Origin of the sequence: Streptomyces sp. NPDC002573 (assembly GCF_042889625.1) — a bacterium.
GTDB lineage: Bacteria > Actinomycetota > Actinomycetes > Streptomycetales > Streptomycetaceae > Streptomyces > Streptomyces gibsoniae.
The window spans coordinates 170,146-196,180 of the sequence record NZ_JBIARC010000007.1 but is presented as its reverse complement, the minus strand read 5'-3'; the positions used below and the strand labels follow the sequence as shown (position 1 = coordinate 196,180).

Below are 26,035 nucleotides of genomic sequence, written 5' to 3'. Positions count from 1 at the left end.
AGGGGGGTCTGCTCAGTCGACACAATGTCCTCCCATACGTACGGCGTGCGGGACTCGCCTACCCCGGGCCGGACCGCGGATGCACCGCGGACCGTGCTCCGGAGGTGATCAACCTCTCGCCGCCGGGACGGTGCCCCGGCGGCGAGTCCGGCACCGCGTACCCCTCAGACATCTCTCCACACCAGCGGATTCCGGAGATGTGCGTACGGGATCGGGGAGCGGCGCACGGCATCGCGCGGGGCGCTCCCCCCACCGCCGGAACGCGCTGCGGTTACTCCCGGCTCCGTCCGTCGGACGGCTGCGCGGGGGAAGGGCTCAGCGACCCCGCGTCCCGTTCCCGGCTGCCTGGCACGGAGGCGTCCGGGGTCGTCTCCTCGTCCGCGGGGTCCTTGGCGCGGGGATCCTCGGCGCCCGGCGGGCGGAGCAGCTTGGCGCCGCGCTCCAACGACTTGGTCAGGGCGCGCAGGGAGAAACCTTCCCGCTTGCGTGCTTCCTGCCGCGGCGGGGGCAGCGCGCCGGACGAGTCCCGGTAGGCCGCCAGCGCCTCATGGGCCAGTTCGGCCGCCTCCCGGTACAGGTCGCGCGACTTGGTCATGGCGTCCAGGGCCTCGGCGTAGGAGGCGAGTTGGAGCCGCGCCGCGGCCAGTTCCTCTTCGAGGGTCGTCAGATGCCACTGGGCGCGCAGATCGGACAGTGCCTCCGCCGCACCCTCGGGCAGCGGCCGGGGCTCCAGGGCGTAACGGCACACCGTGTCGAGGAGTTCCTGCGGCCGGGAACCGTCCAGGAACACGGTGCGCACGGCGAAGTCGTCGTCCCCGACGCCGGGGGCGGCCGGTGCCGAGGGCAGCACCACGGCGCCACCACGGGGTACCCGCGCGCCGAGGTCGTAGAGGGCCCAGTTGACCACCTGGAACTGTTCGGGCGCGGCCCGGTGCTCCACGATCCGGTGCCGCAGGCCGGACGGCAGCAGCGGTGCGAGGGGACGCAGCCCGCGCTCGTCGGGCGTCATCGCCTCGTGCACGATCACATGGATGCTCCAGGAGTGCCGCGCGCAGTCCTTCAGCAGGCGCCGCAGCGCCCGGTCCTCCGCGGGCAGCGGGTTGATCTCCCGGAAGCGCAGATCCCCGACCACGTCGTGGTCCCAGGGCGCGTCGGTGTCCTCAGGCCAGAACACGGTCGCGGGCGAGGGCCAGTCGAGGTCCCAGGTCCGGTCCGCCTCCGCGACCAGCACCCACTCCTGTGAGCCGTCCTTCTCGTCGGGTGACCCGATGTTCAGACGGGCCCGCACGACGACGTCTTCGGCCACGAGCCAACGGGCCTCGAAGGCGCGATGGGGCACGCCGTCACGGGAGCCCTCGAATTCGAGGTGGTTCTGGATGGCCGCGCTGTTCTTCAGTTCCCGCAGCCGGTGCCGGACGGTGTCCTCGGCCCCCGGGCCGAGGTGGCGCCCGCGCGCCGGCCACACGGTGTCGGGAGCCGCGGCAGGGGCGATGGGGGACTTTGCCATGAGGTCACTCTGCGAGGGATCGGGACGGGTGCGCTTCCCAGTGTGGTCGCGCCCGTCGCGGGGCCGGGGACGGAGGTGGGGTCGGGGTCAAGATCGCTTGTTCCCACCGTATGCCCCCGTCGGCGGCGGAGCAGCACCGCATCGCCGCACCGCATCTCCCGGAGCCATGCGAACGCGCGAATCGATTGCCGGAACAGTCGATTCTGCTGCCAAGCGTTGCTCAAACACGTGATTCGGTCGTACAGTCCTGGCCATCATGTGTTGCCGGACATAGGGGTACGCCATGGACCGCGCCCGTCTGCGTCAGCTGCTCGCCCGTGAGGGCGCCGAGGCCGAGCGGCTCAGCCCGCGCTCGCGGGCCGCATATGCGGGCGCCGACCATCTCTTCGGCCGGGTCCCGATGACCTGGATGAACAAGACCGCGGGCGCCTTCCCGCGCTATCTCGCTGCCGCCCGCGGCGCCCGCGTCACAGACATCGACGGCTGCGACTACATCGACTTCTGCCTCGGTGACACCGGCGCGATGGCCGGTCACTCCCCCGACCCGGTCGCGGCGGCCGTGCACCGGCGGTTCACCGAACTCGGCGGTGCCACGGCGATGCTGCCCACGGAGGACGCCGAGTGGGTCGGCGCGGAACTCACCCGGCGCTTCGGACTCACCCGGTGGAGCTTCTCGCTCACCGCGACCGACGCCAACCGCTGGGCGATCCGGCTCGCGCGGGCGGTCACGGACCGTCCGAAGATCCTCGTGAACAGCTACAGCTATCACGGCAGCGTCGACGAGTCGCTGATCGTCGTGGGACCGGACGGGCGCGGCACGGCCCGCCCCGGCAACGTCGGCGCGCCCTGCGACGTCACCCTGACCAGCCGGGTCGCCGAGTTCAACGACCTCGACCAGCTCGAACGCGAACTCGCGCACGGCGATGTGGCCGCCGTCCTCATGGAGCCCGCCCTCACCAACATCGGCATCGTGCTGCCCGAGCCCGGATATCTCGCGGGCGTACGGGAACTGACCCGGCGCACGGGCACCCTGCTGATCAACGATGAGACACACACCTTCTCCGCGGGGCCCGGCGGCTGCACCGCCGCCTGGGGCCTGGAGCCGGACCTGCTCACCATCGGCAAGGCGATCGGCGGCGGCATCCCCGCCGGTGCCTACGGACTCTCCGCCGAACTGGCGCAGCGGCTGCTGGGCCGGGAGGACCTGGACCTCGTCGACATGGGCGGGGTGGGCGGCACCCTCGCGGGCAACGCGCTCTCGGTGGCCGCGACCCGGGCGACCCTCGAACACGTCCTGACCGACGAGGCGTTCGCCCACATGGAGAAGCTGTCCGAGCGCTTCGAGGACGGCGTGCGGTCCGGCATCGAGCGGTGGGAGCTGCCGTGGTCGGTCAGCCGGCTCGGCGCCCGTACCGAGTACCGCTTCGCGAACCCGGCGCCGCGCACCGGCACCGAGTCGGCGGCCGCCGCCGACCCCGAACTGGAGGACTACCTCCATCTCTTCCTGGCCAACCGGGGCGTGTTGCTCACCCCGTTCCACAACATGGCGTTGATGTGCCCCGCGACCACCGAGGAGGACGTCGACACCCACACCCGGCTGTTCGACACGGCCCTGGCCGAGCTGGTCGGCTGACCGGCGTCGGTAGGCTGGGCGGCGGTCACCGGGAAGGAAGAGCGTGGACGAGATCGACCGGGCCATTCTGCGGGAGCTGCAGACCGACGGCCGTATCGCGTACGCCGATCTCGGCCCCCGCGTCGGGCTCTCCGCCTCGGCGGCCCGCCAGCGTCTGCAACGGCTGCTGGACACCAAGGTCGTCCAGGTCGTGGGCGTCACCGATCCGATGCGGATGGGCGGCCAGGCGATGGCCCTGCTCGGCGTCACGGTGGACGGCGATCCGCGGGCCGTGGCCGACGAGTTGGCCGCCCACCCGGAGGTCGTGTACTCGGTCCTGACGTCGGGCGGCTTCGATCTGTTCGTGGAGGTCGTCTGCGACGGGCCGCGCGAGCTGCTCGACTTCGTGGGCGACGTGGTCCGCGAGGCGGAGGGGGTCGAAGGCGTTCAGGCCTTCCCGTACTTCGGCATCCACACCCACCGCTTCCTCTGGAACGTGGGGTAGCCGCCCTCTCCCGGTGCTTTCCGGGCCGTCGCCCGGTTCCGGGCGTAGGAAACATGCCAAAAAATCCCCGCGTGCGAGGAGTTGCGCATGGTCTGCGGAGGATAGGGCACACGGCTCGAAAATCGAGAGAGAGGGCCTGGCTGTGCTCGTTCCGGATCTCAAGGTGGTCAGAGGACTGCTGACCCGGTACGCGTCCCTGCGGATCGCACTCGCCGAGAGGGACACGCCCGAGGGGGCACAAGAACTGGAGGACGTCAGCTACACGCTGTGCGTCATGATGGGAACCCGCACGGTGCAGGAGGCGGTGGAGGCCGCGGACGTGCTGCTCACGGCGGGCACCAGGCAGGTCACCTCGCGGCAGGCCGACGGGGAGAGCGGTCTGCCGGTGGCCGTCTGACCCGCGTCGCCCTGAGCGCCGCGACCGGGCCCCGGCTCGGGCCGGTCCGGAGTCACCCCACCGGGGCCTCCCCCGTCCATGGCGCGGAGACTTCGGACCGGACTACTAGGGCAGCAGCTTGTCGAACGCGGCCCGCCCCTCGGACGCGAGCTTGCGCTCCGCCCACGCGAGCGTGCGGGGGGTGATATCCCTGCCCGAGGCGAGGACCAGATCCTCCGGTGTGGTGTCCGCCGGAAGCTCATGCAGCAGTTCGTCCGGCGTGGCACGGTCATCGGACGGACGACGTGACGCATCAGACTGTGACGTCGACATGGTGTCTCCTATGCGTGTCGATCCGCAGTGGTGGCACCCGCGGTCGTCCGAGGGCAGGACACCACACTCTTCCCTCACCTTTCATCGAGATGACGCCGCGCGCATCCCGAGGAACCCACGACCGACGGCGACCGAATCCCCGCACCCGGCCATCGGATACGGGGAGTTGTGGTGTGTGCACGTACGGCGACGAAGCGGGCCGCACGCCTCGCGCGGGCCATCCGTGCGGGCCTCGCGGGATCCCGCCGAATGTCGTACGGCGTAACGTGGATCCCATGGACCTCGACGCCCTCGACCGCGCGCTGCTGCGGGAGTTGCAGACCGACGCCCGCCGGACCAACCGGGATCTGGCCGCGAGCTGCCCTGGACGGGGTGCCCGGTGCTGGCCGCGGACGCCGAGACACTGAGGGCCATCCGCACCAAGGCGGCCTCGTACACCGACACCTTCGTCGCCGACATGCCGGTCCTCGCCCAGGAGACGATCGTGTACGCCGACTACCGGGCCGCGCTGGGGACGACCGCGGCCGACGATCTGCGCTACTGCGCCGTGAGCATCGTCGGTCCGCGCAACCGCGTCAGCAAGATCGTGCGCAAGCTTCCGCTGCTGCCCTGACGCACCGGCGCCCCGCGGCGGTCATCGCGCAGTGGGCCCGGGGCTCTCGGGGCGGGGCCGGACGATGTCGAGCACGGCCATCATGCCCGCGTCCTCGTGGTTGAGGATGTGGCAGTGCAGCACGGTCCTGCCGATGAAGTCGGTGAAGTGGACGCGCAGAACGGCGGACGCCCGCGCGGGCACGTTGATGGTGTCGTACCAGGCCCGAGAGGCCGGGTGGGCCTTCCCGTTGATGCTCATCAGCTGGAAGTCGTCGGTGTGGAGATGGAAGCTGTGTGCCTCGTCCGAGTCGTTGCGGACCGTCCACTCCTCGACCGTGCCCAGGGTGGAGGTGAAGTCGGTCCGGCGGGGGTCGTAGGCCCGGCCGTTGACGAAGAACTTCGTGCCCGCCTTGTTCTCCGTGAAGACGACGGTCTTGCGGGCCGCGATCTTCGCCCGGGTCAGGTCCTCGTGCCGGGCGAAGGCGGTCGGGAGGATGGCCTGTGGCATGGGCGTGCCGCTGGTGACGACCGTCGCGAGGTCGGCCCGGGGAAACTTGTTCCCGGCCGGACCGCTGTTGTAGGGGAGCGTCTGCAGCCGGACGGTGTCGGCACCGCCGCCCTGGACGAGGACGTCGAAACGGCCACCCGCCGGGATGAGCAGCGTGTCCTGGGCGTAGATCCTGCGCACCGGAATGCCGTCCTGGGCGATCACATGGAAGCGGGTGCCCGGCAGCCGGAGCCGGTAGTAGATGTTGGCCCCGATGTTGGCCAGTCGCCACAGCTGTGTCTCACCCGGCCGCATGGTGATCACCGGGTTCTGCTGGCCGTTGACGGTGCGCTGGGTGGGCGCGCCCATGCTCAGGGGGCGGGTCTTCACCGAGTCGCCCTGTACCTGGAAGTCCTTGAGCGCGATGGTGTGCTCGGTGATGCCGCGCAGCGACGCCGGCAGGTACTGCTGCAGGCTGTCGACGATGAGGATGCCCGACTCGCCGCCGGCGACCTGCGGGGCGGAGAACATGTCGGCGTGGGAGTGGTACCAGTAGGTGCCGATCGGCTGGTTGGGCGGGAGCCGGTAGGAGTAGTGGTACGACTGCTTGTACTTGATGGCGAGGAAGATGTCGTCCGAGGGGGCGCGCGGCGAGACGTGCAGGCCGTGCGTGTGCAGATTGGTGTTCTGGTCGACGTTGTTCGTCAGGGTGAGGTCGATGCGGTCGCCGGGCCTGACGCGCAGGGTGGGCGGCATGTACGCGCCGTTGTAGGTGGTGGCGTACAACCGGCGGTTGCCGACCTGGATCCTGCGTCGTTCCACGACGAGGTTGACCTTCAGGAGGCCGTCGTGGCTGACCAGTTCCGGGGGGTCCTGCAGCCGTGGGCCCAGGCCCGCGGCCGCGGGACCGTCCTGCCCGGCGGGCTCGTGCGGTCCGTCGATCTGTTCGGTCGGGGACCCGTTCGTGCAGCCGGCCAGCCAGGTCGAGGCGAGGGCCAGGGCGACCACCGACCGGATCAGCGGAGAACGAGTTTTGGGCCCGAACACATCTCTCCCCAGAAGAGCCGTGCGGCCGCGCGGGTGACGCCCGGCCCGAGGTGCTGACGGAGTGTTGACGGTCCGTCAGCGAGAGCGTAGGCAAGAGGGAGTCCTCGTCCGCGCCGCCGACGCGCGGTCGGCGGCGGCATCCACTCGATCAGCGGTACGCGGGGCCTTCGGGGGTGCGCGCGCCGGGAACCGGCACGGATTCCCCCAGCGCGTCAGGACACGGCGCCGACCAGGGCGGCCAGCGCCGACGCGAGGCGGGTCAGCCCCGCTCCCGCGGCCCCTCCCGGCTCCGACATATAGGTGTCGCGGCGGATCTCCAGCATCAGGGCGGACACCTCGGGCCGGGTGCCGTAGAACTCCAGCGGCACATACGCGCCCGCGAACGGACTGTCGACGCAGGTCCCCGCGAACTCCGCGAACGCCTCGCGCGCCAGGGCCAGAAGCTCGGGCGGCGTGTGGAAGGCGTCGGTACCCAGACAGACGGGCGGCCGGGGGCCCTCGCCGTGGAGCTCGTAGGGGAGGCGTGCGGTGGGATAGGAGTGCACGTCGAGGACGACCGCGCGCCCCGTGGCCGCCAGCCGGTCCGCCACCGCCGCCGTCATCGCCTGGGCGTACGGGTGGAAGTAGTCGCTGAGCAACGGCCCGGGATCGGTCCCGGCCGTGCGCAGGGGCCGGCGGTGCGTGGTCTGCGTGTAGACGGCGCCCATGCCCACGGCCAGCATCTCCTCGCGCTCGTCCGGGAACCGTTCCGGGTCGACCACCAGCCGCGACAGCCGGTTGACGAACCGCCAGGGCGTGAGGGTGCAGGCATCGGCGGCGTGAGCGGCGAGTTCCGCGGTGTGCGCGTCCGTGATGTGGTCCAGTTCCCGGGCCAGGGCCGTGTCGTCGAGCAGGATGCCGGCGCGCACGGCGGGCGGTATCCGGCGTGCGGAGTGCGGCACATGCAGGATCACGGGTGAGTCGTCTGCACCGGGCAGCAGCTCGAACGGTACGGCGGCACGGGACATGGCGGCTCCTTGGGCGCGGTGATCAGCCGACCGTACACACGCCGGGCCGGAGCAGGGTCAGACACCCCTCAGCGCCGTCCGTGCCGCCGCGAGTGCCTGTTCGCCGTAGCCGCGGCCGAACAGGACCGTGTGGACCAGCAGCGGGAACAGCTGGTGCAGCGCGACGCGGTCCGCCCAGCCGTCGGCCAGGGGCGCCGTCTGCTGGTAGCCCTCCAGGATCTCGCCGAGATGAGGGCATCCGAAGAGGTGCAGCATCGCCAGGTCGGTCTCCCGGTGACCGCCGTGCGCCGCCGGGTCGATCAGCCAGACCTGTCCGTCGGCGCCCCAGAGCACATTGCCGCTCCACAGGTCGCCGTGCAGTCGCGCGGGCGGTTCGGCGGGGCCCGCCAGTCGAGGCAGCCGCTCGCACACGTCCTCGACCACCGCCGCCTCGCCGGGCCGCAGGGTGCCGCCGTCGACGGCGGCGCGGAGGTAGGGGAGTACCCGGTGCCCCGCGTACCAGGCCGGCCATTCGGTGCCCGGAACATTGCGCATCGGCGCCAGACCGATCGTCGCGTCCTCGGGGCCGTCGGGCGGCGGCGCACCGAACGCCGGCGCCCCGGCCCCGTGCAGCGCGGCGAGGTCGCGGCCGAAGCGGACCGCCGCGCGGACGCTCGGCCGGCCGGGCGTCACGCGTTCGGTCACCAGCAGATGCCGGTCGAGGCCGTGCACGGCGGGGACACGGACCGTACCGGCGTCCGCGAGCCAGCGCAGCCCCGCCGCCTCCGCCCGCAGCGCGCCGGGCTCGTCGCCGCGCTTGACCATCACGACCCGTCCCCCGTCCAGGGTGACCTCGGTGAGCGATCCGGACACCGGGCGTTCACCGGTCACCGGCGATCCGGTGAAGCGGGCCGCGGCGGCTCCCTCCGTGGTCGGCACGCCTCGTCTCCTTTCGGGGGCTCCGGATCCTTCCGGGCTGCCGGGCGCATCCACCGTGGCGGCCGGGGAACTCATCATGCCTTGGGCGCGGGGGGGGTCTGTCGAGCGGGTGGTTCGAGACCGACGGCGCGGCGGCCGGGATCGGTCCCCGGGCCGCCGCGTCACGCGTCTGTGGCGCGTAGTGTCACTCGTTCTGGAAGATGGCCTTGCTCACCTCGGCCGGATTCTGGAACCTCTTCTTGCCGAGGTGGGAGATGCGCTCAGTGATCTCCTTGGGCGCGTGGTTGTTCTGGGCAACCTGTGTGAGCTGCTGGGTGTCGCACGGGTAGTCCGCGCCCGACAGTGCCTTCTGCAGGTCGGTGGGGCTGACAGCGGCCATGGTTCCTCCCAGGCGCTGAGATGGTTGATTTCCGGTTGGATCGGCGCCGACAAAAGCGCCGGGGCGCGAGTACCCGCGCCCCGGCGGAACGATGCGGAAGAGGTCAGTCCTTTTGTCCGCGGCCGGTGAGCGCGTCGCGGATGCGGTCCACGAGTCCGGCCCCGGGCGCGAGCAGCTTGTTCGCCGGCGGGGTGTCGGGCGCGGCCGGGTGCGGACGGGTCGGAGCCGTCTTCTTGGCCCGTCGTACCTTGTCGCCCAGCTCGTCCAGCGTCTCCGGGGAGGCGGCTTCCCGCAGCCGGGGGAAGAGGTTCTCCTCCTCGTCGGCGATGTGCGAGCGGACCTCGGCCATGAGCATCCCGATGAGCCGGTCGAACTCCGGATCGTCGGCCTCGTGACCCTCCAGGTCCTTCATGATCCGCTCGGCGTTGGAGTGGTCCTCGATCTCCTTGTCGGCGAGGGTGTCCCCGTCGGCCAGATGCTCGCGTACGGCCGGGTAGAGATAGGCCTCCTCGGCCACCGAGTGGCGCACGAGTTCCATGGTGGCCTGGTCGGCGTAGATCTTGCGCTTCCTTTCCCCGGGCGCCAGCGCCTCGATCCGGCCGAACAGCTCCTCGACCTCCCGGTGATCCGTCACCAGCTCGTCGACGACGTTTCCTCCGTGTCGCATGTTCCGCACCTCCACTGCGATATGCGCATACGACGGCGGTCCTGCGACCGGGCCGGTCCGCACGCCGGGTGCCCCGGCCGACGTCCGCCTAACGTGCCACCCCGGCAAGGCGCCCGTACGGCCGACGTCGGGGCCCGAGGCCGTGCGGTGCCGTCCGCCGCCTCAGGAGCCTCGCCGGTCCTCCGTGTGCGCGGCCGCCGGGCGGCGCTGGAACAGGGCGTACAGCCACCACAGCGACGGGACGAGCAGCACCGCGCCGACCGCGAGTGCGGCCAGGCTCGTGCCGAGCACGGAGGTCTGGGACGCGCTGGCACTGACTGTCACCGACGGGGGCAGCATGACCGGGTACTGGGCGAGCCCCCAGCTCCACAGGATGGCGGCGACGGCGGCGGCCGCCGTGACCCGTACGAAGGTCAGCTCGGCGCGCCACAGCAGCACCAGACTCGCCGCACCCAGCACGGCGGACACCAGGACCAGGGGCAGCGCCCGGTGGGTGAGCCCGTGGAACAGCTGGGGGGCGTCCGCGTGCAGGATCGCGATGCCGGCCAGTGCCACGACCCCGGTCACCACTCCCGTGGCCAGGGCCCGGTGCCGGAAGTAGGTCGCGAGGTCCGTCTCGCCGGCCCGGGCGGCGTCCCCGCTCAGATAGACCGCCGCCAGATAGGCGCAGGCGAGGATCGCGAGCACGCCGCCGAGCGCCGAGGTCGGATTGAGCCAGCTGGTGATCACATCGCCCGCCGCCAGGCCCGGCGGGACCCTCCCGGAGGCCACGGCCCCGGCGACCGAGCCGAGGAAGTAGGGCGTGACGACCGAGGAGAGCGCGAAGCAGGCGCCGAACAGCCGCTGCTGCCACACCTGGGTGCTGGCCTTGCGGAAGGCGAACGCGGCGCCGCGCGCGATGATCCCGAGGGCGGTCAGGGTCAGCGGGATGTACAACGTGGACATGACGGCGGCGAACACCGGGGAGAACCCCGTCCACAGCAGGACCACGACGAAGATCAGCCACACATGGTTGGCCTCCCACACCGGGCCGATGCTGTGCTCGATGAGCCGGCGCGGTGGTCTGCCGTGCGCGCTGCCGCCCGCGAGGAGATCCCACAGGCCCGCGCCGAAGTCGGCGCCGCCGAAGAGGGCGTAGCAGGTCAGACCGATCCACATGACGGCCAGTGCCGTGTTGGCGAGCATCAGCGTCCTCCTGTGTCCGCCGTGCGGGAGGATCCGCCACGGCCGAGGGACCCGGCGGGTGGGCGGTCAGACAATGGGGTACTCCTCCACGTCGCTCTCCTGGGGCGCGACGGGAACGGGCCGCTCGCGGGTCAGCAGGCGCAGGACGTACACCGCGGCGACGGTCATCAGCGCGTACACGGCGAGCACCAGCCACAGCCCGATGCGCAGCCCCGGAGCGACGTTCACCGCCTCGTGCACGCGCATCAGGCCCACGACCACCCACGGCTGACGGCCCTCCTCGGTCACTGTCCAGCCGCACTCCAGGGCCACGACCGCCGCGAGACCGCTGAGGGCCCCCAGAGCGAGGAAGACCCGCAACGGCCGGCTCGTCCCCTCCATCCAGGGGCCGGGACGGCGGCGGTGGCGCAGCGCGAGCGCGAGCAGCCAGAGACCGACCGCGATCAGGAACATGCCGCAGCCGACCATGAGGTCGAAGGCGATATGGACCCCGGTGACGGGGGGCCGGTCACCGGGCGGCACCTGTTCGAGGCCCTTGATCACTGTGCTCGGGCTGAAGCCGACCAGCAGGGACAGCCCGTTGGGGATCTCCAGCCCGTACTGCAGACCGCCCCGGCCGGCGATGCCGCCCAGGGTCAGCGGGACATGGCTCCCGGTGTGGTAGACCCCTTCCATCGCGGCGAGCTTCACCGGCTGGTAGTGGGCGACGAAGCGGGCGGCCCAGTCCCCGACGACCAGCTGGACCGGGGCGACGATCGCACCCAGGGCCAGCGGCACGGTGAAGCCCAGGCGGTGGTAGCGGTCCTGGCGGCCGCGCAGCATCGCGACCGCGTACACGCTCGCGGTGAGGAAGGACGCCACCATCAGGGCCGCCAGGATCATGTGCGTGGTCTGCGGCGGTGTCGCCGGATTGAACATGGCCGCCCACGGATCGACGTGGACGACCTTGCCGTCGCGGAGGGTGAAACCGCGGGGCTGGTTCATCCAGGCGTTGGCGCACACGACGAAGAACGCCGATGCCACTCCGGCGATGACGATGGGGAGGCCGGTGAGCAGATGGAGGCGGGGCGACAGCCGGTCCCACGCGTACAGATAGATGCCGAGGAAGATCGCCTCGATGAAGAAGGCGACGCCTTCCATGGCGAACGGCAACCCGATGACCTGCCCGTAGGTCCCCATCAGCCCCGGCCACAGCAGTCCCAGTTCGAAGCTGAGGATCGTGCCGGAGACGGCGCCGACCGCGAAGAGCACCCCCATGCCCCGGGCCCATCGGCGTGCCAGCAGCCGGCACGCGGGGTCGCGGGTGCGCCAGCCCCACCACTCCACGAGCAGGGTCAGCAGGGGCAGTCCGACACCGAGGCAGGCCAGCACGATGTGCCAGGCGAGGGAGAAGCCCATCTGGGCCCGGGCGGCGTTCAAATCGGCCGGCCTGACGGCGGCGGCGAGTGCTCGCGGCAGCACGAGGACCGGTTCCATCGGACACATCCTCTCTCCCCTGGGCCACCGATCGACGGCACTCCCTGACACGGTTGCCGCTCTTGTGGTCCGAAGCGCGCGCGCCGCGCATGACCTGTCGGTTTTCCCGCGAACGGAGCATCACCACGGGCGCCCGGGACCGGCGTACCGGCACGAACGGACGGCCGACGAGCGTGCCCCGGCGCGGGTGGGGCACAGGGCGCGCGGGTACTCGTCGGGCGCCGTGGCCTGCCGTGGACACGGCGCGGGGAAAGGGGTGAGGCGGAATGAACGACGTTCGGAGTGCTGCCGCGCGCCGGGCCGGCAGGAACCGGTCGGACCTGCTCGGTATCTACCTCAACGACCATCTGGCGGGCTCGACCGTGGGGACCCGGCGCGCGGCCCACCTGGTCCGGTCGCTGCGCGGCTCGCCGTACGAGGCGGCGCTCGGGACGATCGCGGCCGAGATCACGGAGGACCGCGCGACCCTGCTGGCGATGATGAGGGAACTCGGGGTGCCCGCGCGCCGCTACAAGGTCCTGGCGGGAGGTGCGCTCGAGCTGGCCGGGCGTCTGAAGAGCAACGGACGGCTCATCGGCCGCTCCCCGCTCACCACCCTGCTCGAACTGGAGCTGCTGCGCCTCGGCGTCGAGGGGAAGGCCGCCGCCTGGCGGTCGCTGCGCCGGATCGCGGACAGCGACCGGCGTCTCGACCCGGAGCGACTGGACCAGCTGATCGAACGGGCACAGCGGCAGCTGCGGGTGCTGGAGGACCTGCGGCTGCGGCAGTCACAGCAAGCGTTGCCGGCCACCTGACACGTACCGGAGGAGGCACGGATGAGCGAGACCACACCCTCGCAGGCGGAAGGCGAGCGGTTCCCGGACGAGACGGATGCCCCGGACCAGCCGCCACGCACCACCCCCTCGCAGGCCGAGGGCGAGGACTACGACACCGAGGAGGAGGACGCCGGCGCCACGGCGGACGACACCCGGACCTGACCGAAGGGACCGTCGGGCGCCCGGCCCCGGCGGGCGGCGGCCGCCGTCGCGGACCACCTCGGGACGGCGCACTGGGCTTCCAGGACGGCGCAGTACGCCTCCTCGGTGGCCGCGGCGACCCGCTCCCAGCCGAATCTGCGCAGAGCGCGGCGCCGGCCCGCCGCGCCGCACGCCTCCCGGGCCTCGGGGTCGGCGAGCAGCTCGCCGACGGCCCGGGCGAGGGCGTCCGGGTCACCAGGGGGAACCACCCGCCCGGTGCCCGGGTCCGCGACCGTGTCCAGATGGCCGCCCACGGCGGTGGCGACGACCGGTCTGCCACAGGCCATCGCCTCCAGCGCCGCGATGCCGAACGGTTCGTGGTCCGCGGCGCACACCACCACGTCGGCGCCCCGCAGCAGCGCGGGCACCTCGTGCCCGGGCACCCCGCCGAGGAAGCGGACCCGGTCGGCGACGCCGGCGTCGGCGGCGGCGCGGCGCAGTCGGCGCACCTCAGGATCGCCGTCGAGCCGGTCGGCCGGAGGTCCGCCGACGACGACGAGTTCGGTGGTGGGCAGCAGGGCCAGCGCGGCGATGGACACCACCGTGTCCCCGTGCGGGCCGAGGCTGCCCAGCTGGAGCAGCCGACGGCACGCGGTCCCGGGCGCGGCGGCCGGCCCGTGCGGGGTGAACACCGCGGTGTCGACTCCGTACGGCACGACGCTGATTCTGCCGCGGGATATGCCCATGCGGCCCAGCTCCTCGACCTCGTCCCGGCAGGTGGCGATGATGTGGTCGCAGCCCCGGCCCACCTCGCGCTCATGGGCGGTGCGCCTCGGATGGCGGGGGCCCGCCGGCTGCGGCTGCCGTCGGGTCACGGTTCCCAGCGAGTGGTAGCTGTGCAGCAGGGGCAGCTCCAGCTCGCGCGCCACCCGCAAGGAGGCGAGCCCGGACAGCCAGCCGTGCGAGTGGACCACGTCGGGGGGCCGCACCCGCCAGACTCCGGCCAGATGGCGTCCCAACTCCCAGAGGTGGGGGAGGAGTTCGTTCATGGACAGGGGCTCGGGCGGCCCCGCCGGGACACGCCGCACCTCGACCCCGTCGCGCAGCGCCACCCGGTCCGGCAGGTCCGGGCCGTCGCGGCGGGTGTAGAGGGTCACCCGGTGGCCCCGCCCGGCGAGCGCGCCGGCGAGATCGGCGATCTGTGCGTTCCACCCGCCGGTACCGGTCTCGCCGAGCGGGGCAGGGGGTGCCGAGACGAGCGCGACGGCGAGGGAGCCGGGACCCTCCGGGGCGAAGGCGTCGAGGGCATCCATGGACGACGTCATGAGCAGGCCTCCCTCATCACCCGCTCCCAGTCGGCGAGGAAGCGCTTGAGCCCGTACCGGCCGAGAGCCGCCTGCCGGGCGCGGGCGCCGTCGACCGCCGCGGCTTCCGGTTCGTGCAGATAGTGCCGGGCGGTGCGGGCCAGGACGTCGGGGCGGGTGGACAGCGTGCCGGCACCGCGCGGAACCGCCTCGACCACCTCGGTGGTGGCGAGCCCCACCACCGGCATGCCGAGGTGCATGGCCTCCACGAGCGGCAGTCCGAGGGACGTCCACCGCATCGGATGCAGATAGAACCGGCGCTCCGCCATGGCGCGGTGCAGCTCCGCCTGGGGCAGATCGGCACTGCGGCACCGCTCCCCGGGCAGGCCGAGATGGGTGGCCAGGCCCTCGGTGCCCCTGCCGAAGACGTCCAGCGGCACGGCCTCGGCCAGGGCGGGCAGCAGATCCGTGCCCAGGGCACGGCCGTGCCGCACGGGTTCGTCCACGACGATGGCCGCGCGGGCCAGCAGGCCGGTGTACTGGTGGCCCGGGTCGACGACACCGTGTTCGATCACCTCGGTGCGGGTTCGGCCGGAGTCCCAGAACAGCCGGTTGAAGTGGGTGACGTGCACCAGGGTCAGGTCCGGCCGGTCGGCGAAGGGGTGCCGGGTGCGGGGGACGTCCCCGTCCGGCACGTCGTGCTCCAGATAGATGGCGGGCAGGTCACGGCCGGGGCGGCGGCCGCCGAGCAGCCGCTCGGCCTGCTCCGGCTCGTGCGGCCGTTGCAACAGCACGAGATCCACCTCCGTGGCCGCCAGTTCCTCCGGTGTCACCGGCCGCACCGAGGCGGGCCAGGCGTCCGTACGGGCGCGCCCGGGTCGGTACGGATCGCGGCCCGGTGTCACGGGGACGAGGTAGGTGTGGGGGCCCTGGACGAACGCCGTCGTCCAGGAACTGTGCACACGCCACAGCAGGATGTTCATACCGTTGCTCCTCGTCCCGTCTCGGACCCGCCCCGGACCGGGGCGCGGCCATGCCGGCGAGCACCTCGGGCCGCTCACCCCGCCACGACACGGACAACCCGGTACGGGGACCGCCGATCGCGCGGAAGGCCGTCAGGTACCCGATCAGCGTCTGCCGCCGGGGCGCCGGAGGCTCGGTGGTGCAGGGCATCCGGGTGATGCGCGCGGAGCGAGGACCGGCCCGTGCCGCGAAGCAGAACGAGGGCGCCGGGGCGCGCTCAGGACGTCATGGGCGGCGTACGGCTCAGCCGGTCGTCGGCCACCTGCGCCCCCTCATGGATGCTCGGCACCACATGGCTCAGCCGCACGACACCCCACACGATGAGCGCGATCCCGACGGCCTCCGGCAGGACCCACCAGCCGGTGCGGATCCGCTCGTCGAACAGCGTGATGCCGAGCAGCAGACTCACCGTGGCGTCCCCGATGGTGAGGGCCGGCTGGGAGGCCACGAGCCAGCCGGCCTGGAGCGCGTTCTCCAGCAGCAGGATGGCGCAGACACCGGTCACCGCGAAGCCGTAGGTCTGCCAGGCGGTGAGGAACGCGGGCAGCCCGCCCGCCGCGAACGTCCCGGTCGCGGACTTGAGCAACGCGGCGGTCAGGGCGTTGCCGATGGCCGAGGCCGTGGCCAGTACGGCGGCCCGGAACAGCGGCGGCCGCCCGGGGCGGGCCAGCACTACGGCCGCCGCCATACAGCCCAGACAGACCGCCAGGGCCGGGATCCAGCGCACCATGGGCGCCTGGTCCCGGTCACCGGCAGGGGCGGCGGCGGCGAGGACCGCCGCGAGACCGGCCACCACACAGACGATCGCCCACCAGCCGCTGTTCGGCAGGGGCCGGTGCATGAGGCGGGCGGCGATCATGAGGGCGAACGGCAGTTCCAGCACGAACAGGGGCTGCACCAGGGCGATCGGGCCGTTCACCAGGGCGAGCGCCTGGAACAGCGCGGCACCGACGACTCCGGCGACACCGATCAGCCAGACGGGCCGGTGCGCGAGCGCGATCACCAGCCGCAGGCCGCCGCCGCGGGAGACCGTGGACGCCGCCTTGCGCTGGAAGGCGGTGCCCATCGCGTTGCTGGCTGCCCCGGTGACCGCGAACACCGCTGCGAGGACGATCACCTCTCCAGCATGCCCCGGCGGGCCGGACCTGGCCTGCGGGCTGCGGTCGGCCGACCCTCACAGACTCGCCGCGTGGTCGGGCACGTAGGTCTGCAGATCGCGCGGCGGGCGCTGGTAGCCGGTCGACGGCGGCCGCTCCGGCAGCTTCAGCACCGGCGGCGGCACCTCGTGGTAGGGCACGGAGGCCAGCAGATGGGCGATCATGTTGAGCCGCGCCCGGCGCTTGTCGTCGCTCTCGACGACGAACCACGGAGCCTCCGAGATGTCCGTGTGCACCATCATCTCGTCCTTGGCCCGGGAGTACGCCTCCCAGTGCGTGATCGACTCCAGGTCCATCTGCGAGAGCTTCCAGCGCCGTACGGGATCCTCCAGCCGGCGGCGGAAGCGCTCCTGCTGGACCGCGTCGCTCACCGAGAACCAGTACTTGCGCAGCAGGATCCCGTCCTCCACCAGCATCCGCTCGAAGATCGGGCACTGGCGCAGGAAGAGCCGGTGCTCCTCCTGCGTACAGAAACCCATGACGTGCTCGACCCCGGCCCGGTTGTACCAGCTGCGGTCGAACAGCACGATCTCTCCGGCCGCCGGCAGATGCTCCGCATAGCGCTGGAAGTACCACTGGGTGCGCTCGCGCTCGGTCGGCGTGGGCAGCGCGGCGATCCGCGCCACCCGGGGGTTGAGGTGCTCCGTGACCCGTTTGATGGCGCCGCCCTTGCCCGCCGCGTCGCGTCCCTCGAAGACCACGACCAGCCGGGCGCCCGCGGCCCTTACCCATCCCTGGAGTTTCACCAGCTCCGTCTGCAGCCGCAGCAGTTCCTGTTCGTAGGTCCTGCGCGGCAGCGACGCCGTATTGTCGTCGGCCATGGCGCCTCCCGAGGTCGAGGATGTGCGTCGTCCCTCCCCGCCCGGTCGGCGTACGAGCCGGGCGTGCACACATCAGGACGCCACCGTACTGATCGGCACGGCGGCCCGCACGCGATCTCCGCCGTCCGACGGCCGCCCCGTGGACACGCCTGTGCCACGGGCGGCGTGCGCCGTGACCGGCCGGCCCGGCGCTGCCGTGGGACAGTGGCGGTATGTGCGGCCGTTATGTCTCCAGCCGCGGCCCCGAGGATCTGGCGCGGCTCTTCCACGTCACCGACCGGGGCCCCGCGGAGGCCGTGGCACCGAGCTGGAACGTCGCCCCGACCGACGACGTCTGGGCCGTCCTGGAGCGTGCCCCGCGCACCGCGCACGAGGCGGCGCCGGTACGGCGGCAGCTGCGGCCCCTGCGCTGGGGCCTGGTGCCGTCCTGGGCACAGGACGTGAGGATCGGCGCGCGGATGATCAACGCGCGGATGGAGACCGTGCACGAGAAGCCCGCCTTCCGCCGTGCCTTCGTCAAGCACCGCTGTCTGCTCCCGGCCGACGGCTTCTACGAGTGGCAGGAGACGCGCGCCCGGGACACCGGCAGGCCCCGCAAGCAGCCGTACTTCGTCCACCCCGAGGACGGCCGGGTCATGGCGCTCGCCGGGCTCTACGCCTACTGGCGCGACCCGGCCGTCGAGCACGACGACGACCCTGCGGCATGGCTGACGACCTGCACCATCATCACCACCGAGGCCACCGACGCGGCCGGCCGGATCCACCCCCGTATGCCGCTCGCCATCGCCCCGGACCACTACGACGCCTGGCTCGACCCGCGCCATCACGACCCCGACGGACTGCGCGCCCTGCTCACCCGGCCCGCGGACGGCCACCTCGACGCGCGCCCGGTCTCCACGGCCGTCAACGACGTGCACAACGACGGCCCCCGCCTCCTGGAGGAGGTCGCGCCCTGACCGCCCACGGGCCGGGACCCGCCCGCAAGACCCCCGCGCCGCAGGGGCCCTCCCCGGCGGTCGCGGCCATGGCCACCCGGGATCACCAGTGCTACAAAGGGTCCATGGCGGACCGTTTCGCCCGGTTTGGACGCGTGTCGCCGCGGTCGCTGATGGGCAGGAGCCCGCGAAGCGTCGCCGGGCAGGTCTTCGTTCTGCAGGTGGCGCTGGTCGTGCTGCTCGTGGCCTGCGCCGTGTTCGCCCTTGTGCTGCAGTCGGAGCGGGACACCAGCGCCGAGGCCAAGCGCCGTTCCGTGGCCGTGGCCCAGACCTTCGCCCACTCCCCGGGCCTGCTGGCGGCGCTGCAGACACCCGATCCGTCCAAAGTGCTCCAGCCGCTGACGGAGGCCGCGCGCAAGGCCTCCGGCGTCGACTTCATCGTGGTCATGAACACCCAGGGCATCCGCTACACCCACCCCCTGCCGAGCAAGATCGGAAAGCGGTTCGTGGGCACGATCGGGCCCTCGCTGGCGGGCAAGGTCTACACCGAGAGCGTGCACGGCCCGCTCGGGCACGAGGTCCAGGCCATCGTCCCCGTCGAGAACCCCACCGGAAAGGTGGTGGCCCTGGTCTCCGCGGGCCTCAAGGTGAAGAACGTGGTCAGCGAGGTGGACCGGCAGCTGCCGATCATCTTCGGCGCCGGTGCGGGGGCCCTCGCGCTGGCCACCGGCGGGACGGCGCTGATGGGCCGACGGCTGCAACGGCAGACCCACAGCCTCGCCCCGGACGAGATGACCCGGATGTACGAGCACCATGACGCGGTGCTGCACTCCGTACGCGAGGGGGTCCTCATCATCGGCGACGACGGGCGGCTGCTGCTGGCGAACGACGAGGCTCGCAGACTGCTGGAGCTGCCCCCGGACGTCGAGGGACACCATGTCTCGGAGCTGTCCGGGCTGTCGGGCCTCGACCCGGAGACGGTGGCGCTGCTCTCCACCGGCCGGGAGGCCACCGACGAGGTCCACTTCGCCGGGGAACGGCTGCTGGCGGTCAACCAGCGGCCCACGGACCGCGGCGGAGGCCCCAAGGGGACCGTGGTCACGCTGCGCGACACGACCGAGCTGCAGGCGCTGTCCGGCAGGGCACAGGTCGCACGCGAGCGGCTGAAACTGCTGTACGACGCCGGACTGTGCGTCGGCACCACCCTGGACGTGGTCCGCACCGCCGACGAGCTGGCCCGGGTCGCCGTCCCCCGTTTCGCCGACTTCGTCACCGTGGATCTCGCCGACGCCGTACTGCACGGCGAGGAGCCGGCCGGCACGGCGACGGACATGCGGCGTGTCGCCGTGGCCGGTGTACGCGACGACCATCCGCTGTACGAGAAGGGCCGGCTGATCGACTTCCTGCCCTCCACGCCTCAGGCACGGGGCTATGGCACGGGCCGCTCGGTGCTGGTGACGGATCTGTCCACCGCCAAGGGCTGGCATGCACAGGACCCCCAGCGGACCAAGGACATCCTGGACTACGGCATCCACTCGCTCATCGCCGCTCCGATCGCGGCCCGGGGCGTCGTGCTCGGCATGGCCAACTTCTGGCGCTCCAAGCAGCACGACGCGTTCGACGACGAGGAGCTGTCGCTGGCGGAGGAGCTGGTGGCCCGCGCCGCGGTCAGCATCGACAACGCCCGCCGGTACACCCGTGAGCACGCCCTCGCGGTCACGCTGCAGCGCAGCCTGCTGCCGCGGGCCCTGCCCGAGCAGACCGCCCTCGACGTCGGCTACCGCTACCTTCCCGCCCAGTCCGGGGTGTCCGGCGACTGGTTCGACGTGATCCCCCTGTCGGGAAGCCGGGTGGCGCTGGCCGTGGGGGACGTGGTCGGCCATGGCCTGCACGCCGCCGCCACCATGGGCCGGCTGCGCACTGCGGTGCACAACTTCTCCACCCTGGACCTGCCGCCCGACGAACTGCTCAGCCATCTGGACGATCTGGTCGGACGCATCGACCAGGACGAGGCGGGCACCGACAGCGCCGCGGGCGTCGTGGGCGCCACCTGCCTGTATGCGATCTACGATCCCGTGGCGCGCCGCTGCGCCATGGCGCGCGCGGGTCATCTGGCGCCCGCGCTGGTCCACCCGGACGGCAGCGTGACCTTCGCCGATCTGCCGGCCGGGCCACCGCTCGGCCTCGGCGGCATGCCGTTCCAGACGGCCGAGCTCGACGTGGTGGACGGTACCCAGCTCGTTCTCTACACCGACGGCCTCATCGAGGACCGCACCCGCGACCTGGACGTGGGCATGGAACTGCTGCGCGACGCTCTGGCGGGCCACCCCGACCGGCCGCCGGAGGAGAGCTGCCAGGCCGTCCTGGACGAGCTGCTGCCCGACCGGCCCAAGGACGACGTGGCACTGCTCATCGCCCGCACCCGGCCGCTGCCGACCGACCGGATCGCCGACTGGGACGTGCCGGTCGACCCGGCCGCGGTCGCGCGGATGCGCGGGGCCGTGTCCGAGAAGCTCGACGAGTGGGGCCTGTCCGAGCTCGCCTTCATCATGGAACTGGTGCTGAGCGAGCTGATCACTAACGCGATCCGCCACGGCTCCGAGCCGATCCATGTACGACTGATCCATGACCGCACGCTGATCTGCGAGGTGGCCGACGGCAGCAGCACCTCACCGCATCTGCGCTACGCCGCGACGACCGACGAGGGAGGCCGGGGCCTGTTCCTGGTCTCGCAGTTGACCGAGCGCTGGGGCACCCGGTACACGCCGCAGGGCAAGGTGATCTGGGCCGAGCAGGCGCTGCCGTCCGACGACGGGCACGGCACATTGGCCGCCGAGGCCTTGGCGTTCGGCGACGACGACTTCGGTGCCGAGGACATGCCGCAGGCGCGGGGCTCCGGGGATGAGGCACACGGCGGCAAGGGCGAGGCCCAGGCCTCCGGGGGCGGGCCGCACGGCGACAAGGGCGCGGCGCGAGACGGCGGGGACGGCACGCAGGGCGGTTCCGAGGACGGGGGGCACGGCTCCGGCGGCGAGGCGTAGGCGCACCGCACCCGGGTCAGGGGGCTGAGGCGGTGGGCGGCCCGTCGTCCGGTTCGAGGCCCAGCGTCTGTTCGGCCCAGATGGTCTTGCCGCGGTCGTTGCGGCGGGTACCCCAGCGATGTGCGAGCTGGGCGACGAGCAGGAGCCCACGGCCGCCCTCGTCGGTGGCGCGCGAGTGCCGCAGGTGCGGGGCGGCGCTGCTGCCGTCGGTGACCTCGCAGATCAGCGTGCGGTCCCGGATCAGCCGGACCTGGATGGTGCCGCGCGCGTACCGGATGGCGTTGGTGACCAGCTCGCTGATGACCAGTTCGGTCGTGAAGGACAGGTCGCCCAGCCCCCAGGAGGCGAGCTGGCGGTCGACCAGGGTGCGGGCGGTCGCCACGATCGCGGGATCGCTGGGGAAGGTCCAGGACGCGACACGGTCCTCGCTCAGGACGCGGGTGCGCGCGAGGACCAGTACGACGTCCTGGGCGGGCCGGCCGGACAACTCGGAGTAGATCACCGCGTCACATGCCTCCTGCACGCTCGCGTGCGGCTGGCCGAGGACGCACCGCAACCGCGCGATGCCGTCGTCCGCCGGAGTGCCGACGAGCCCCTCGCTGTAGAGCGCGATCAGCGTCCCCTCGGGCAGTTGTGTCTCCCAAGTGGCGTACGGAGCACTGCCGTTGCCGAGCGGAGGCCCGGAGGACCCCTCGACCGGCTGCACATGTCCGTCGGGATGGACGAGGACCGGGGGCGGATGCCCGGCGCAGGCCACCTCGGCCCGGTGGCTCGCGGGGTCGTAGATCACGCAGGCGCAGCGGGCGGTGGCCGGCTGCGTCTCCACGGGATCGTTGGCGATCTCCGACCGGCCCTCCTCGCCCAGACGGAGCATCAGATCGTCCAGGCGGGCCAGTACTTCCTCGGGCGCCAGGTCCAGGGCCGCCAGGCTGTCGCTCGCGGCGCGCAGCCGGCCCATGGTGGCGACGGCGAGCAGGCCCTCGCCCGCCACGGCCCCGACCACCAGCGCCACCCGCGCACCGGAGAGCGGGACGACGTCGTACCAGGTTCCGCCGGCGTGTCCCGGAAGATAGCTGAACGCCACGTCGACGGCGCTCTGGGTGGGCAGTTGTCGGGGGAGCAGGCTGTTCTGGAGGGTGAGCGCCGTGTTGCGCTCGCGCAGGTAGCGGCGGGCGTTGTCCACGCACAGGGCCGTCTGCGCGGCGAGTTCGGCGGCGACGGTCAGGTCGTCCCGGTCGAAGGGATCGCGTGTCACGGACCGGTAGAGGGTCACCACGCCCAGCACGATCCCGCGCGCGGTGAGCGGTACCACGATCAGCGACCGCACCCGGCCGGCGCGGATGCGGTCCCTCCTGACCGGGTCGTGTGCGAGCCACTCCCCGTCCTCGTCGATCCGCGGTATCAGGCGGGGGTGCAGATCGGTCAGGGTCTGGGTGAGGGGTGTCGGGAAGGCGTACGTGGCCGTCTCGCCGACCGGGTAGGCGGGCCGGAGGGCGGCCGCCTCGGTCGTCCGGAACGCCACACGCCGGAACGTGATCTCCCCTGCGATCGGTCCCGGTCCGGGCGCCTCGCCCCGGCAGACGCAGTCGAGCACGTCCACGGCGACGGCGTCGGCCACCCGGCCGACCGCGACCTCGGCCAGCTCGTCCGCGGTACGGCTGATGTCCAGGGTGGTGCCGATGCGCATGCTGGCGTCGTTGAGCAGTTCGAGGCGGAGCCGGTACTTGTGGCGTTCCGTGACGTCGAGGACCAGGGTGGCCACTCCGAGGGCCTTTCCGGTGCGGTCGCGCAGCCGGAAGGCGGACAGGGAGTACATGTGCTCGTGGGAATGGTCGGCGGGCGGATATCCCCGCTGGGCGACGTCGATGAACGGCCGCCCGGTGTGCAGTACCCGCCGCAGCGCGTCCTCTACGGTGTCGGTCACCACGCTGGGCGCGACGGCGGTGCCGGGCTGTCCGATGATGTCCTCGGCGCGGACGCCATGCATGCCGGGTGACGCCGTGTTGAACCGCACCACCCTCAAGTCGCTGTCCAGAAGGTGCAGTCCGATCGGTGACTCCGTCATCAACGCATCGAGCACGGCCCGGTCGAAGTCCCCGCAGTGCGTCCCGTCCGCCCGGGAGAGGAGGACCGTCCAGGCCGCCGCCCCCTCGGCGGTGAGGCGCGGGCACATCCGCCACTCGGTCTCGACCGTGTGGCCGGACCGGTCACGCAGGCATACAGGACGGTCGTCGCCGGCCGACGTGTCAGGATCGGCGGCCGGGTCGGGAGGGACGAGGAGCGGCCACACCGGTCGGCCCACCATCTCCTCGGGGCCGTAGCCCAGCAGGGCCGCGGCCTCCTCGCTCCACTCGGTGATCACACCGTTGGTGTCCAGGAGGATCCTCGCCGGCGGTGTCGCCGCCATGTCGCCGCTGCCCGGCACCTTGTCTGGAGTGGTCATGGCAACCCTCCACTCGCCCGGTGGTCCGTGCCGTCCGCCCGTGACTCGCGTCGCCCGACGCGTGCCGGACGACCGGTATGTCTCTCAGATTGACAGGCGCCCGCGCCGCTCGCTCGGTGGCGCATGATCGGCGCCCGGTGAGGCTCGGTGCGTGACGCGGCTCACCCATGTAGTTCATTGTTCAACTACATGCCGCGGCGTAGCGTGAGCGGTGCCGGAACAACGGTGATGGCCGCGGTGTTCGCAAACGTGAAACACCGGGGGTGCAAGGAGGAATGACCATGAACAAGCTCGTGCGGCGTATGGGTACTGCGGCGGTTTCCGCCGCGTTCGTCGGCGGCGCCGTCCTCGCTGCCGGAGGCCCCGCCGCGGCGGCCGCCCCCCATCCGGCCGGGCATGTCACCACCCAGGTCGCCGTCGTCCAGGGCAGCCACGCCGGAGCCGCCGAGCACACCGCGGTGAACGGCCGTATGGACCCCTGGATCGCTGACCAGCTGGCCATGTTCGCCCCCACGGCGGCGCACCGCCCCGTGAAGTCCGACGCCTGGATCGCGGACCAGGTGGCGATGTTCGGTCACTCGGCCGCGCACCGGTCGGTGACGTCCGACACCTGGATCATGGACCAGGTGAACCAGTTCGCCGGACACGCGTCCCGTCACTGACCTCCGGGCGACTGTCGGGCGGCCTTCGGCCCCCCCACTCCCTCCCCCCCCGCGGCGGCCACTCGGCCCCGCTCCTCGTCGCCGCCCCGCCACAGTCACGGCGTTCTCCGGGCCCCGACTGAGGACCGCGACCGGCCTGCCGGCCGTCGGGACCAGCTTCTCCACCGGATCGAGCCCACGTAGCGGCTCCCACCCCACGTCATCCGTCGCGCGCCGGCCGTCGCCGTGCGCCCCGGTCGGGATGTGCTGTGTCGAAGAGCTCGGCCGGGCGCAGGAACTCCCCGTCGCCTCGGTGCGGATGCCCGTGCTGTCGCCCACGGATCTGCTGTGGAGCCTCATCGCCGCCTTCTCCGAGCACCACTGCGACTTCGGTGCGGTCCTTCCCGTCGCCCGCGCGCTGCGCGAGAAGGTCGACTGGGATCAGGTGCGGCGGCACTGTGGCGAGGACCCCATGCCTGCCGCCTTCTTCTTTCTCCTCGAACGCCTGAACGTCATCGCCCCGCAGATGGAGGCGCCATGAGCAGCCACGACGCAGGGCGGGCGCGGTCCGGTGCTCCGGCGGCCGGGAACACGGAGTACCGCGTCGCCCACCTTCTCGAACGTCTCGCCGCCGGTCACCCCGGTGAGCTGGGCGTACGGGTCGAGGTCCGCGGTGAGGCGGTGCAGCTGACCGGCACCGTCGCCTCCGCGCAGTCCCGTGAGGAGATCCTGGGCATGGTGCGGGAGGAACTGGCGGGAGTCCCGGTCCACAGCGACATCGTGGTGGCGGAGACCTCCGCGCCCGGCCAAGCGGAGGAGCTCGCATGATCCGGGTGGCGGCGGTCGGAGACATCCATATGGGGCCGGAGACCCGGGGCGCGCTCCGCCCGGCCTTCGAGTCCCTTCCCGAGAGCGCCGACGTGCTGCTGCTGGCCGGTGACCTCACCCGCCACGGCACCCTGGAGGAGGCCCGGGTGGTGGCGGGGGAGGTCAGGGATCTGCCGGTGCCGGTCGTGGCGGTGCTGGGCAACCACGATCACCACGACGAGCGGCCGGACGAGGTCGCGGCCGTCCTGGAGGACTCGGGGGCCCGGGTCCTCGAAGGGAGCGGAACCGTCCTGAGCGTCGGGGACACCCGGGTCGGCGTGGCCGGGACCAAGGGATTCGGCGGCGGATTCGTCGGTCGTAGCGCGGGCGAGTTCGGTGAGCCGCTGATGAAGGAGTTCGTACGGTGCTCACGACGGTGCGCCGACGCCCTGCGGGTGGCCCTGGAGGAACTGGACGAGCAGGGCTGTGATGTACGCATCGCCCTCACCCACTATTCCCCCGTGCCGGAGACGCTGGCCGGGGAGCCGCCGGAGATCTACCCCTTCCTGGGCAGCTATCTGCTGGCCGAGGCGATCGACGCGGCCGGCGCGGATCTCGCGGTGCACGGGCACGCCCATGCCGGTACGGAACACGGCATGACCAGTGGTGGCGTCAAGGTGCGGAACGTGGCCCAGCCGGTCATCGGGCGGGCCTTTCGCGTCTACCACCTGCATGCGCACGAGCCGCTGACCGCCGGCGTGTCCGGCACGGCCCCGGACTGAGGGGGACCGCCCGCCCGGTCAGGGGGACATAC

The 26,035-nt window shown here is 72.3% G+C and carries 26 protein-coding genes and 1 pseudogene; 13 read left to right on the top strand and 14 right to left on the bottom strand.

The features are described 5' to 3' along the window. Positions 1–271 precede the first annotated feature (271 nt). On the bottom strand, positions 272–1,507 hold the full coding sequence (locus tag ACFYX0_RS09995) for a hypothetical protein (RefSeq protein ID WP_388968641.1): 1,236 nt from the start codon (positions 1,505–1,507) through the stop codon (positions 272–274). 283 nt (positions 1,508–1,790) lie between these two features. On the opposite strand from ACFYX0_RS09995, the gene ACFYX0_RS09990 reads away from it, so the two are divergent. From ACFYX0_RS09990 to ACFYX0_RS09980, 3 genes are all read left to right on the top strand, one after another. Further along, a complete protein-coding gene (locus ACFYX0_RS09990; protein ID WP_388968638.1) occupies positions 1,791–3,140 on the top strand; it encodes a transaminase in 1,350 nt (449 codons plus the stop codon). A gap of 43 nt (positions 3,141–3,183) precedes the next feature. Next, positions 3,184–3,624: an Lrp/AsnC family transcriptional regulator gene (locus ACFYX0_RS09985; protein ID WP_388968635.1), complete on the top strand. Its 441-nt coding sequence runs from the start codon at positions 3,184–3,186 to the stop codon at positions 3,622–3,624. 142 nt (positions 3,625–3,766) lie between these two features. Further along, positions 3,767–4,021 carry a DUF5133 domain-containing protein gene (locus tag ACFYX0_RS09980; protein WP_355914634.1) on the top strand — a complete coding sequence of 85 codons (255 nt, stop codon included), beginning with the start codon at positions 3,767–3,769 and terminating at the stop codon, positions 4,019–4,021. 105 nt (positions 4,022–4,126) lie between these two features. Here ACFYX0_RS09980 and ACFYX0_RS09975 read toward each other — a convergent pair whose 3' ends face one another. Next, on the bottom strand, positions 4,127–4,333 hold the full coding sequence (locus ACFYX0_RS09975; protein ID WP_355914637.1) for a hypothetical protein: 207 nt from the start codon (positions 4,331–4,333) through the stop codon (positions 4,127–4,129). Between the two features lie 275 nt (positions 4,334–4,608). Here ACFYX0_RS09975 and ACFYX0_RS09970 point away from each other — a divergent pair, with 275 nt between their 5' ends. Together ACFYX0_RS09970 and ACFYX0_RS09965 are read left to right on the top strand one after the other, a co-directional pair. Further along, positions 4,609–4,740: an AsnC family transcriptional regulator gene (locus ACFYX0_RS09970; protein WP_388968632.1), complete on the top strand. Its 132-nt coding sequence runs from the start codon at positions 4,609–4,611 to the stop codon at positions 4,738–4,740. Next, positions 4,713–4,946: a DUF2000 family protein gene (locus ACFYX0_RS09965; RefSeq protein WP_388968629.1), complete on the top strand. Its 234-nt coding sequence runs from the start codon at positions 4,713–4,715 to the stop codon at positions 4,944–4,946. The genes ACFYX0_RS09970 and ACFYX0_RS09965 overlap by 28 nt, the downstream gene beginning before the upstream one ends. A gap of 21 nt (positions 4,947–4,967) precedes the next feature. On the opposite strand, the gene ACFYX0_RS09960 is transcribed toward ACFYX0_RS09965, so the two are convergent. The 7 genes from ACFYX0_RS09960 to ACFYX0_RS09930 form a co-directional block, all read right to left on the bottom strand. Further along, the gene (locus tag ACFYX0_RS09960) at positions 4,968–6,422 is read right to left on the bottom strand and encodes a multicopper oxidase family protein (protein WP_388968626.1); all 1,455 of its coding nucleotides are present in this window, start codon (positions 6,420–6,422) and stop codon (positions 4,968–4,970) included. Between the two features lie 251 nt (positions 6,423–6,673). After that, positions 6,674–7,468, bottom strand: a complete 795-nt coding sequence (locus ACFYX0_RS09955) for an N-formylglutamate amidohydrolase (protein WP_388968623.1) — start codon at positions 7,466–7,468, stop codon at positions 6,674–6,676. A 57-nt stretch (positions 7,469–7,525) separates the two neighbouring features. Next, a complete protein-coding gene (locus ACFYX0_RS09950) occupies positions 7,526–8,386 on the bottom strand; it encodes a fructosamine kinase family protein (RefSeq protein ID WP_388968620.1) in 861 nt (286 codons plus the stop codon). A 184-nt stretch (positions 8,387–8,570) separates the two neighbouring features. Continuing rightward, on the bottom strand, positions 8,571–8,765 hold the full coding sequence (locus tag ACFYX0_RS09945; RefSeq protein ID WP_311695158.1) for a DUF2795 domain-containing protein: 195 nt from the start codon (positions 8,763–8,765) through the stop codon (positions 8,571–8,573). A 103-nt stretch (positions 8,766–8,868) separates the two neighbouring features. Continuing rightward, on the bottom strand, positions 8,869–9,432 hold the full coding sequence (locus tag ACFYX0_RS09940; protein WP_388968617.1) for a hemerythrin domain-containing protein: 564 nt from the start codon (positions 9,430–9,432) through the stop codon (positions 8,869–8,871). Between the two features lie 162 nt (positions 9,433–9,594). Further along, entirely contained in the window at positions 9,595–10,617 is a 1,023-nt protein-coding gene (locus ACFYX0_RS09935; RefSeq protein WP_355914658.1) for a cytochrome d ubiquinol oxidase subunit II, read from the bottom strand. A 66-nt stretch (positions 10,618–10,683) separates the two neighbouring features. Next, complete coding sequence (locus ACFYX0_RS09930; protein ID WP_388968614.1) at positions 10,684–12,093, bottom strand: cytochrome ubiquinol oxidase subunit I; 1,410 nt, start codon at positions 12,091–12,093, stop codon at positions 10,684–10,686. Between the two features lie 266 nt (positions 12,094–12,359). On the opposite strand from ACFYX0_RS09930, the gene ACFYX0_RS09925 reads away from it, so the two are divergent. Together ACFYX0_RS09925 and ACFYX0_RS09920 are read left to right on the top strand one after the other, a co-directional pair. Continuing rightward, positions 12,360–12,887 carry a hypothetical protein gene (locus tag ACFYX0_RS09925; protein ID WP_388968611.1) on the top strand — a complete coding sequence of 176 codons (528 nt, stop codon included), beginning with the start codon at positions 12,360–12,362 and terminating at the stop codon, positions 12,885–12,887. Positions 12,888–12,908: 21 nt separating this feature from the next. Next, the gene (locus ACFYX0_RS09920) at positions 12,909–13,070 is read left to right on the top strand and encodes a hypothetical protein (RefSeq protein ID WP_355914667.1); all 162 of its coding nucleotides are present in this window, start codon (positions 12,909–12,911) and stop codon (positions 13,068–13,070) included. On the opposite strand, the gene ACFYX0_RS09915 is transcribed toward ACFYX0_RS09920, so the two are convergent. From ACFYX0_RS09915 to ppk2, 4 genes are all read right to left on the bottom strand, one after another. Next, positions 13,016–14,374: a glycosyltransferase gene (locus ACFYX0_RS09915; protein WP_388968608.1), complete on the bottom strand. Its 1,359-nt coding sequence runs from the start codon at positions 14,372–14,374 to the stop codon at positions 13,016–13,018. The two genes, ACFYX0_RS09920 and ACFYX0_RS09915, sit on opposite strands and share 55 nt — an antisense overlap. Next, positions 14,371–15,336: a glycosyltransferase gene (locus ACFYX0_RS09910; protein WP_388968605.1), complete on the bottom strand. Its 966-nt coding sequence runs from the start codon at positions 15,334–15,336 to the stop codon at positions 14,371–14,373. The genes ACFYX0_RS09915 and ACFYX0_RS09910 overlap by 4 nt, the downstream gene beginning before the upstream one ends. 257 nt (positions 15,337–15,593) lie before the next feature. Then, positions 15,594–16,493, bottom strand: a complete 900-nt coding sequence (locus tag ACFYX0_RS09905) for a DMT family transporter (RefSeq protein ID WP_388968602.1) — start codon at positions 16,491–16,493, stop codon at positions 15,594–15,596. 57 nt (positions 16,494–16,550) lie between these two features. After that, positions 16,551–17,354 (bottom strand): polyphosphate kinase 2, encoded by an 804-nt coding sequence (gene ppk2 / locus ACFYX0_RS09900; RefSeq protein WP_388968599.1) that lies wholly within the window; start codon positions 17,352–17,354, stop codon positions 16,551–16,553. 212 nt (positions 17,355–17,566) lie between these two features. Between ppk2 and ACFYX0_RS09895 the strand changes: the two genes are divergently transcribed. Together ACFYX0_RS09895 and ACFYX0_RS09890 are read left to right on the top strand one after the other, a co-directional pair. Continuing rightward, positions 17,567–18,310 (top strand): SOS response-associated peptidase, encoded by a 744-nt coding sequence (locus tag ACFYX0_RS09895; protein ID WP_388968596.1) that lies wholly within the window; start codon positions 17,567–17,569, stop codon positions 18,308–18,310. A 104-nt stretch (positions 18,311–18,414) separates the two neighbouring features. Next, positions 18,415–21,330, top strand: coding sequence for a SpoIIE family protein phosphatase (locus ACFYX0_RS09890; RefSeq protein ID WP_388968593.1), 2,916 nt, complete (start codon positions 18,415–18,417; stop codon positions 21,328–21,330). A gap of 16 nt (positions 21,331–21,346) precedes the next feature. Here ACFYX0_RS09890 and ACFYX0_RS09885 read toward each other — a convergent pair whose 3' ends face one another. Continuing rightward, a complete protein-coding gene (locus tag ACFYX0_RS09885; protein WP_388968590.1) occupies positions 21,347–23,773 on the bottom strand; it encodes a SpoIIE family protein phosphatase in 2,427 nt (808 codons plus the stop codon). A 281-nt stretch (positions 23,774–24,054) separates the two neighbouring features. Between ACFYX0_RS09885 and ACFYX0_RS09880 the strand changes: the two genes are divergently transcribed. The 4 genes and pseudogenes from ACFYX0_RS09880 to ACFYX0_RS09865 all read left to right on the top strand — a co-directional run bounded on the left by ACFYX0_RS09880 (position 24,055) and on the right by ACFYX0_RS09865 (position 26,003). Beyond that, a complete protein-coding gene (locus ACFYX0_RS09880) occupies positions 24,055–24,435 on the top strand; it encodes a hypothetical protein (RefSeq protein ID WP_355914690.1) in 381 nt (126 codons plus the stop codon). A gap of 259 nt (positions 24,436–24,694) precedes the next feature. Then, positions 24,695–24,955: pseudogene (locus tag ACFYX0_RS09875) on the top strand (hypothetical protein); the annotation flags it as partial. After that, a complete protein-coding gene (locus tag ACFYX0_RS09870) occupies positions 24,952–25,242 on the top strand; it encodes a BON domain-containing protein (protein ID WP_355914696.1) in 291 nt (96 codons plus the stop codon). The pseudogene ACFYX0_RS09875 and the gene ACFYX0_RS09870, both read left to right, overlap by 4 nt. Further along, positions 25,239–26,003 carry a metallophosphoesterase gene (locus tag ACFYX0_RS09865; protein WP_388968587.1) on the top strand — a complete coding sequence of 255 codons (765 nt, stop codon included), beginning with the start codon at positions 25,239–25,241 and terminating at the stop codon, positions 26,001–26,003. Before ACFYX0_RS09870 ends, ACFYX0_RS09865 begins: the two co-directional genes overlap by 4 nt. Positions 26,004–26,035 lie beyond the last annotated feature (32 nt).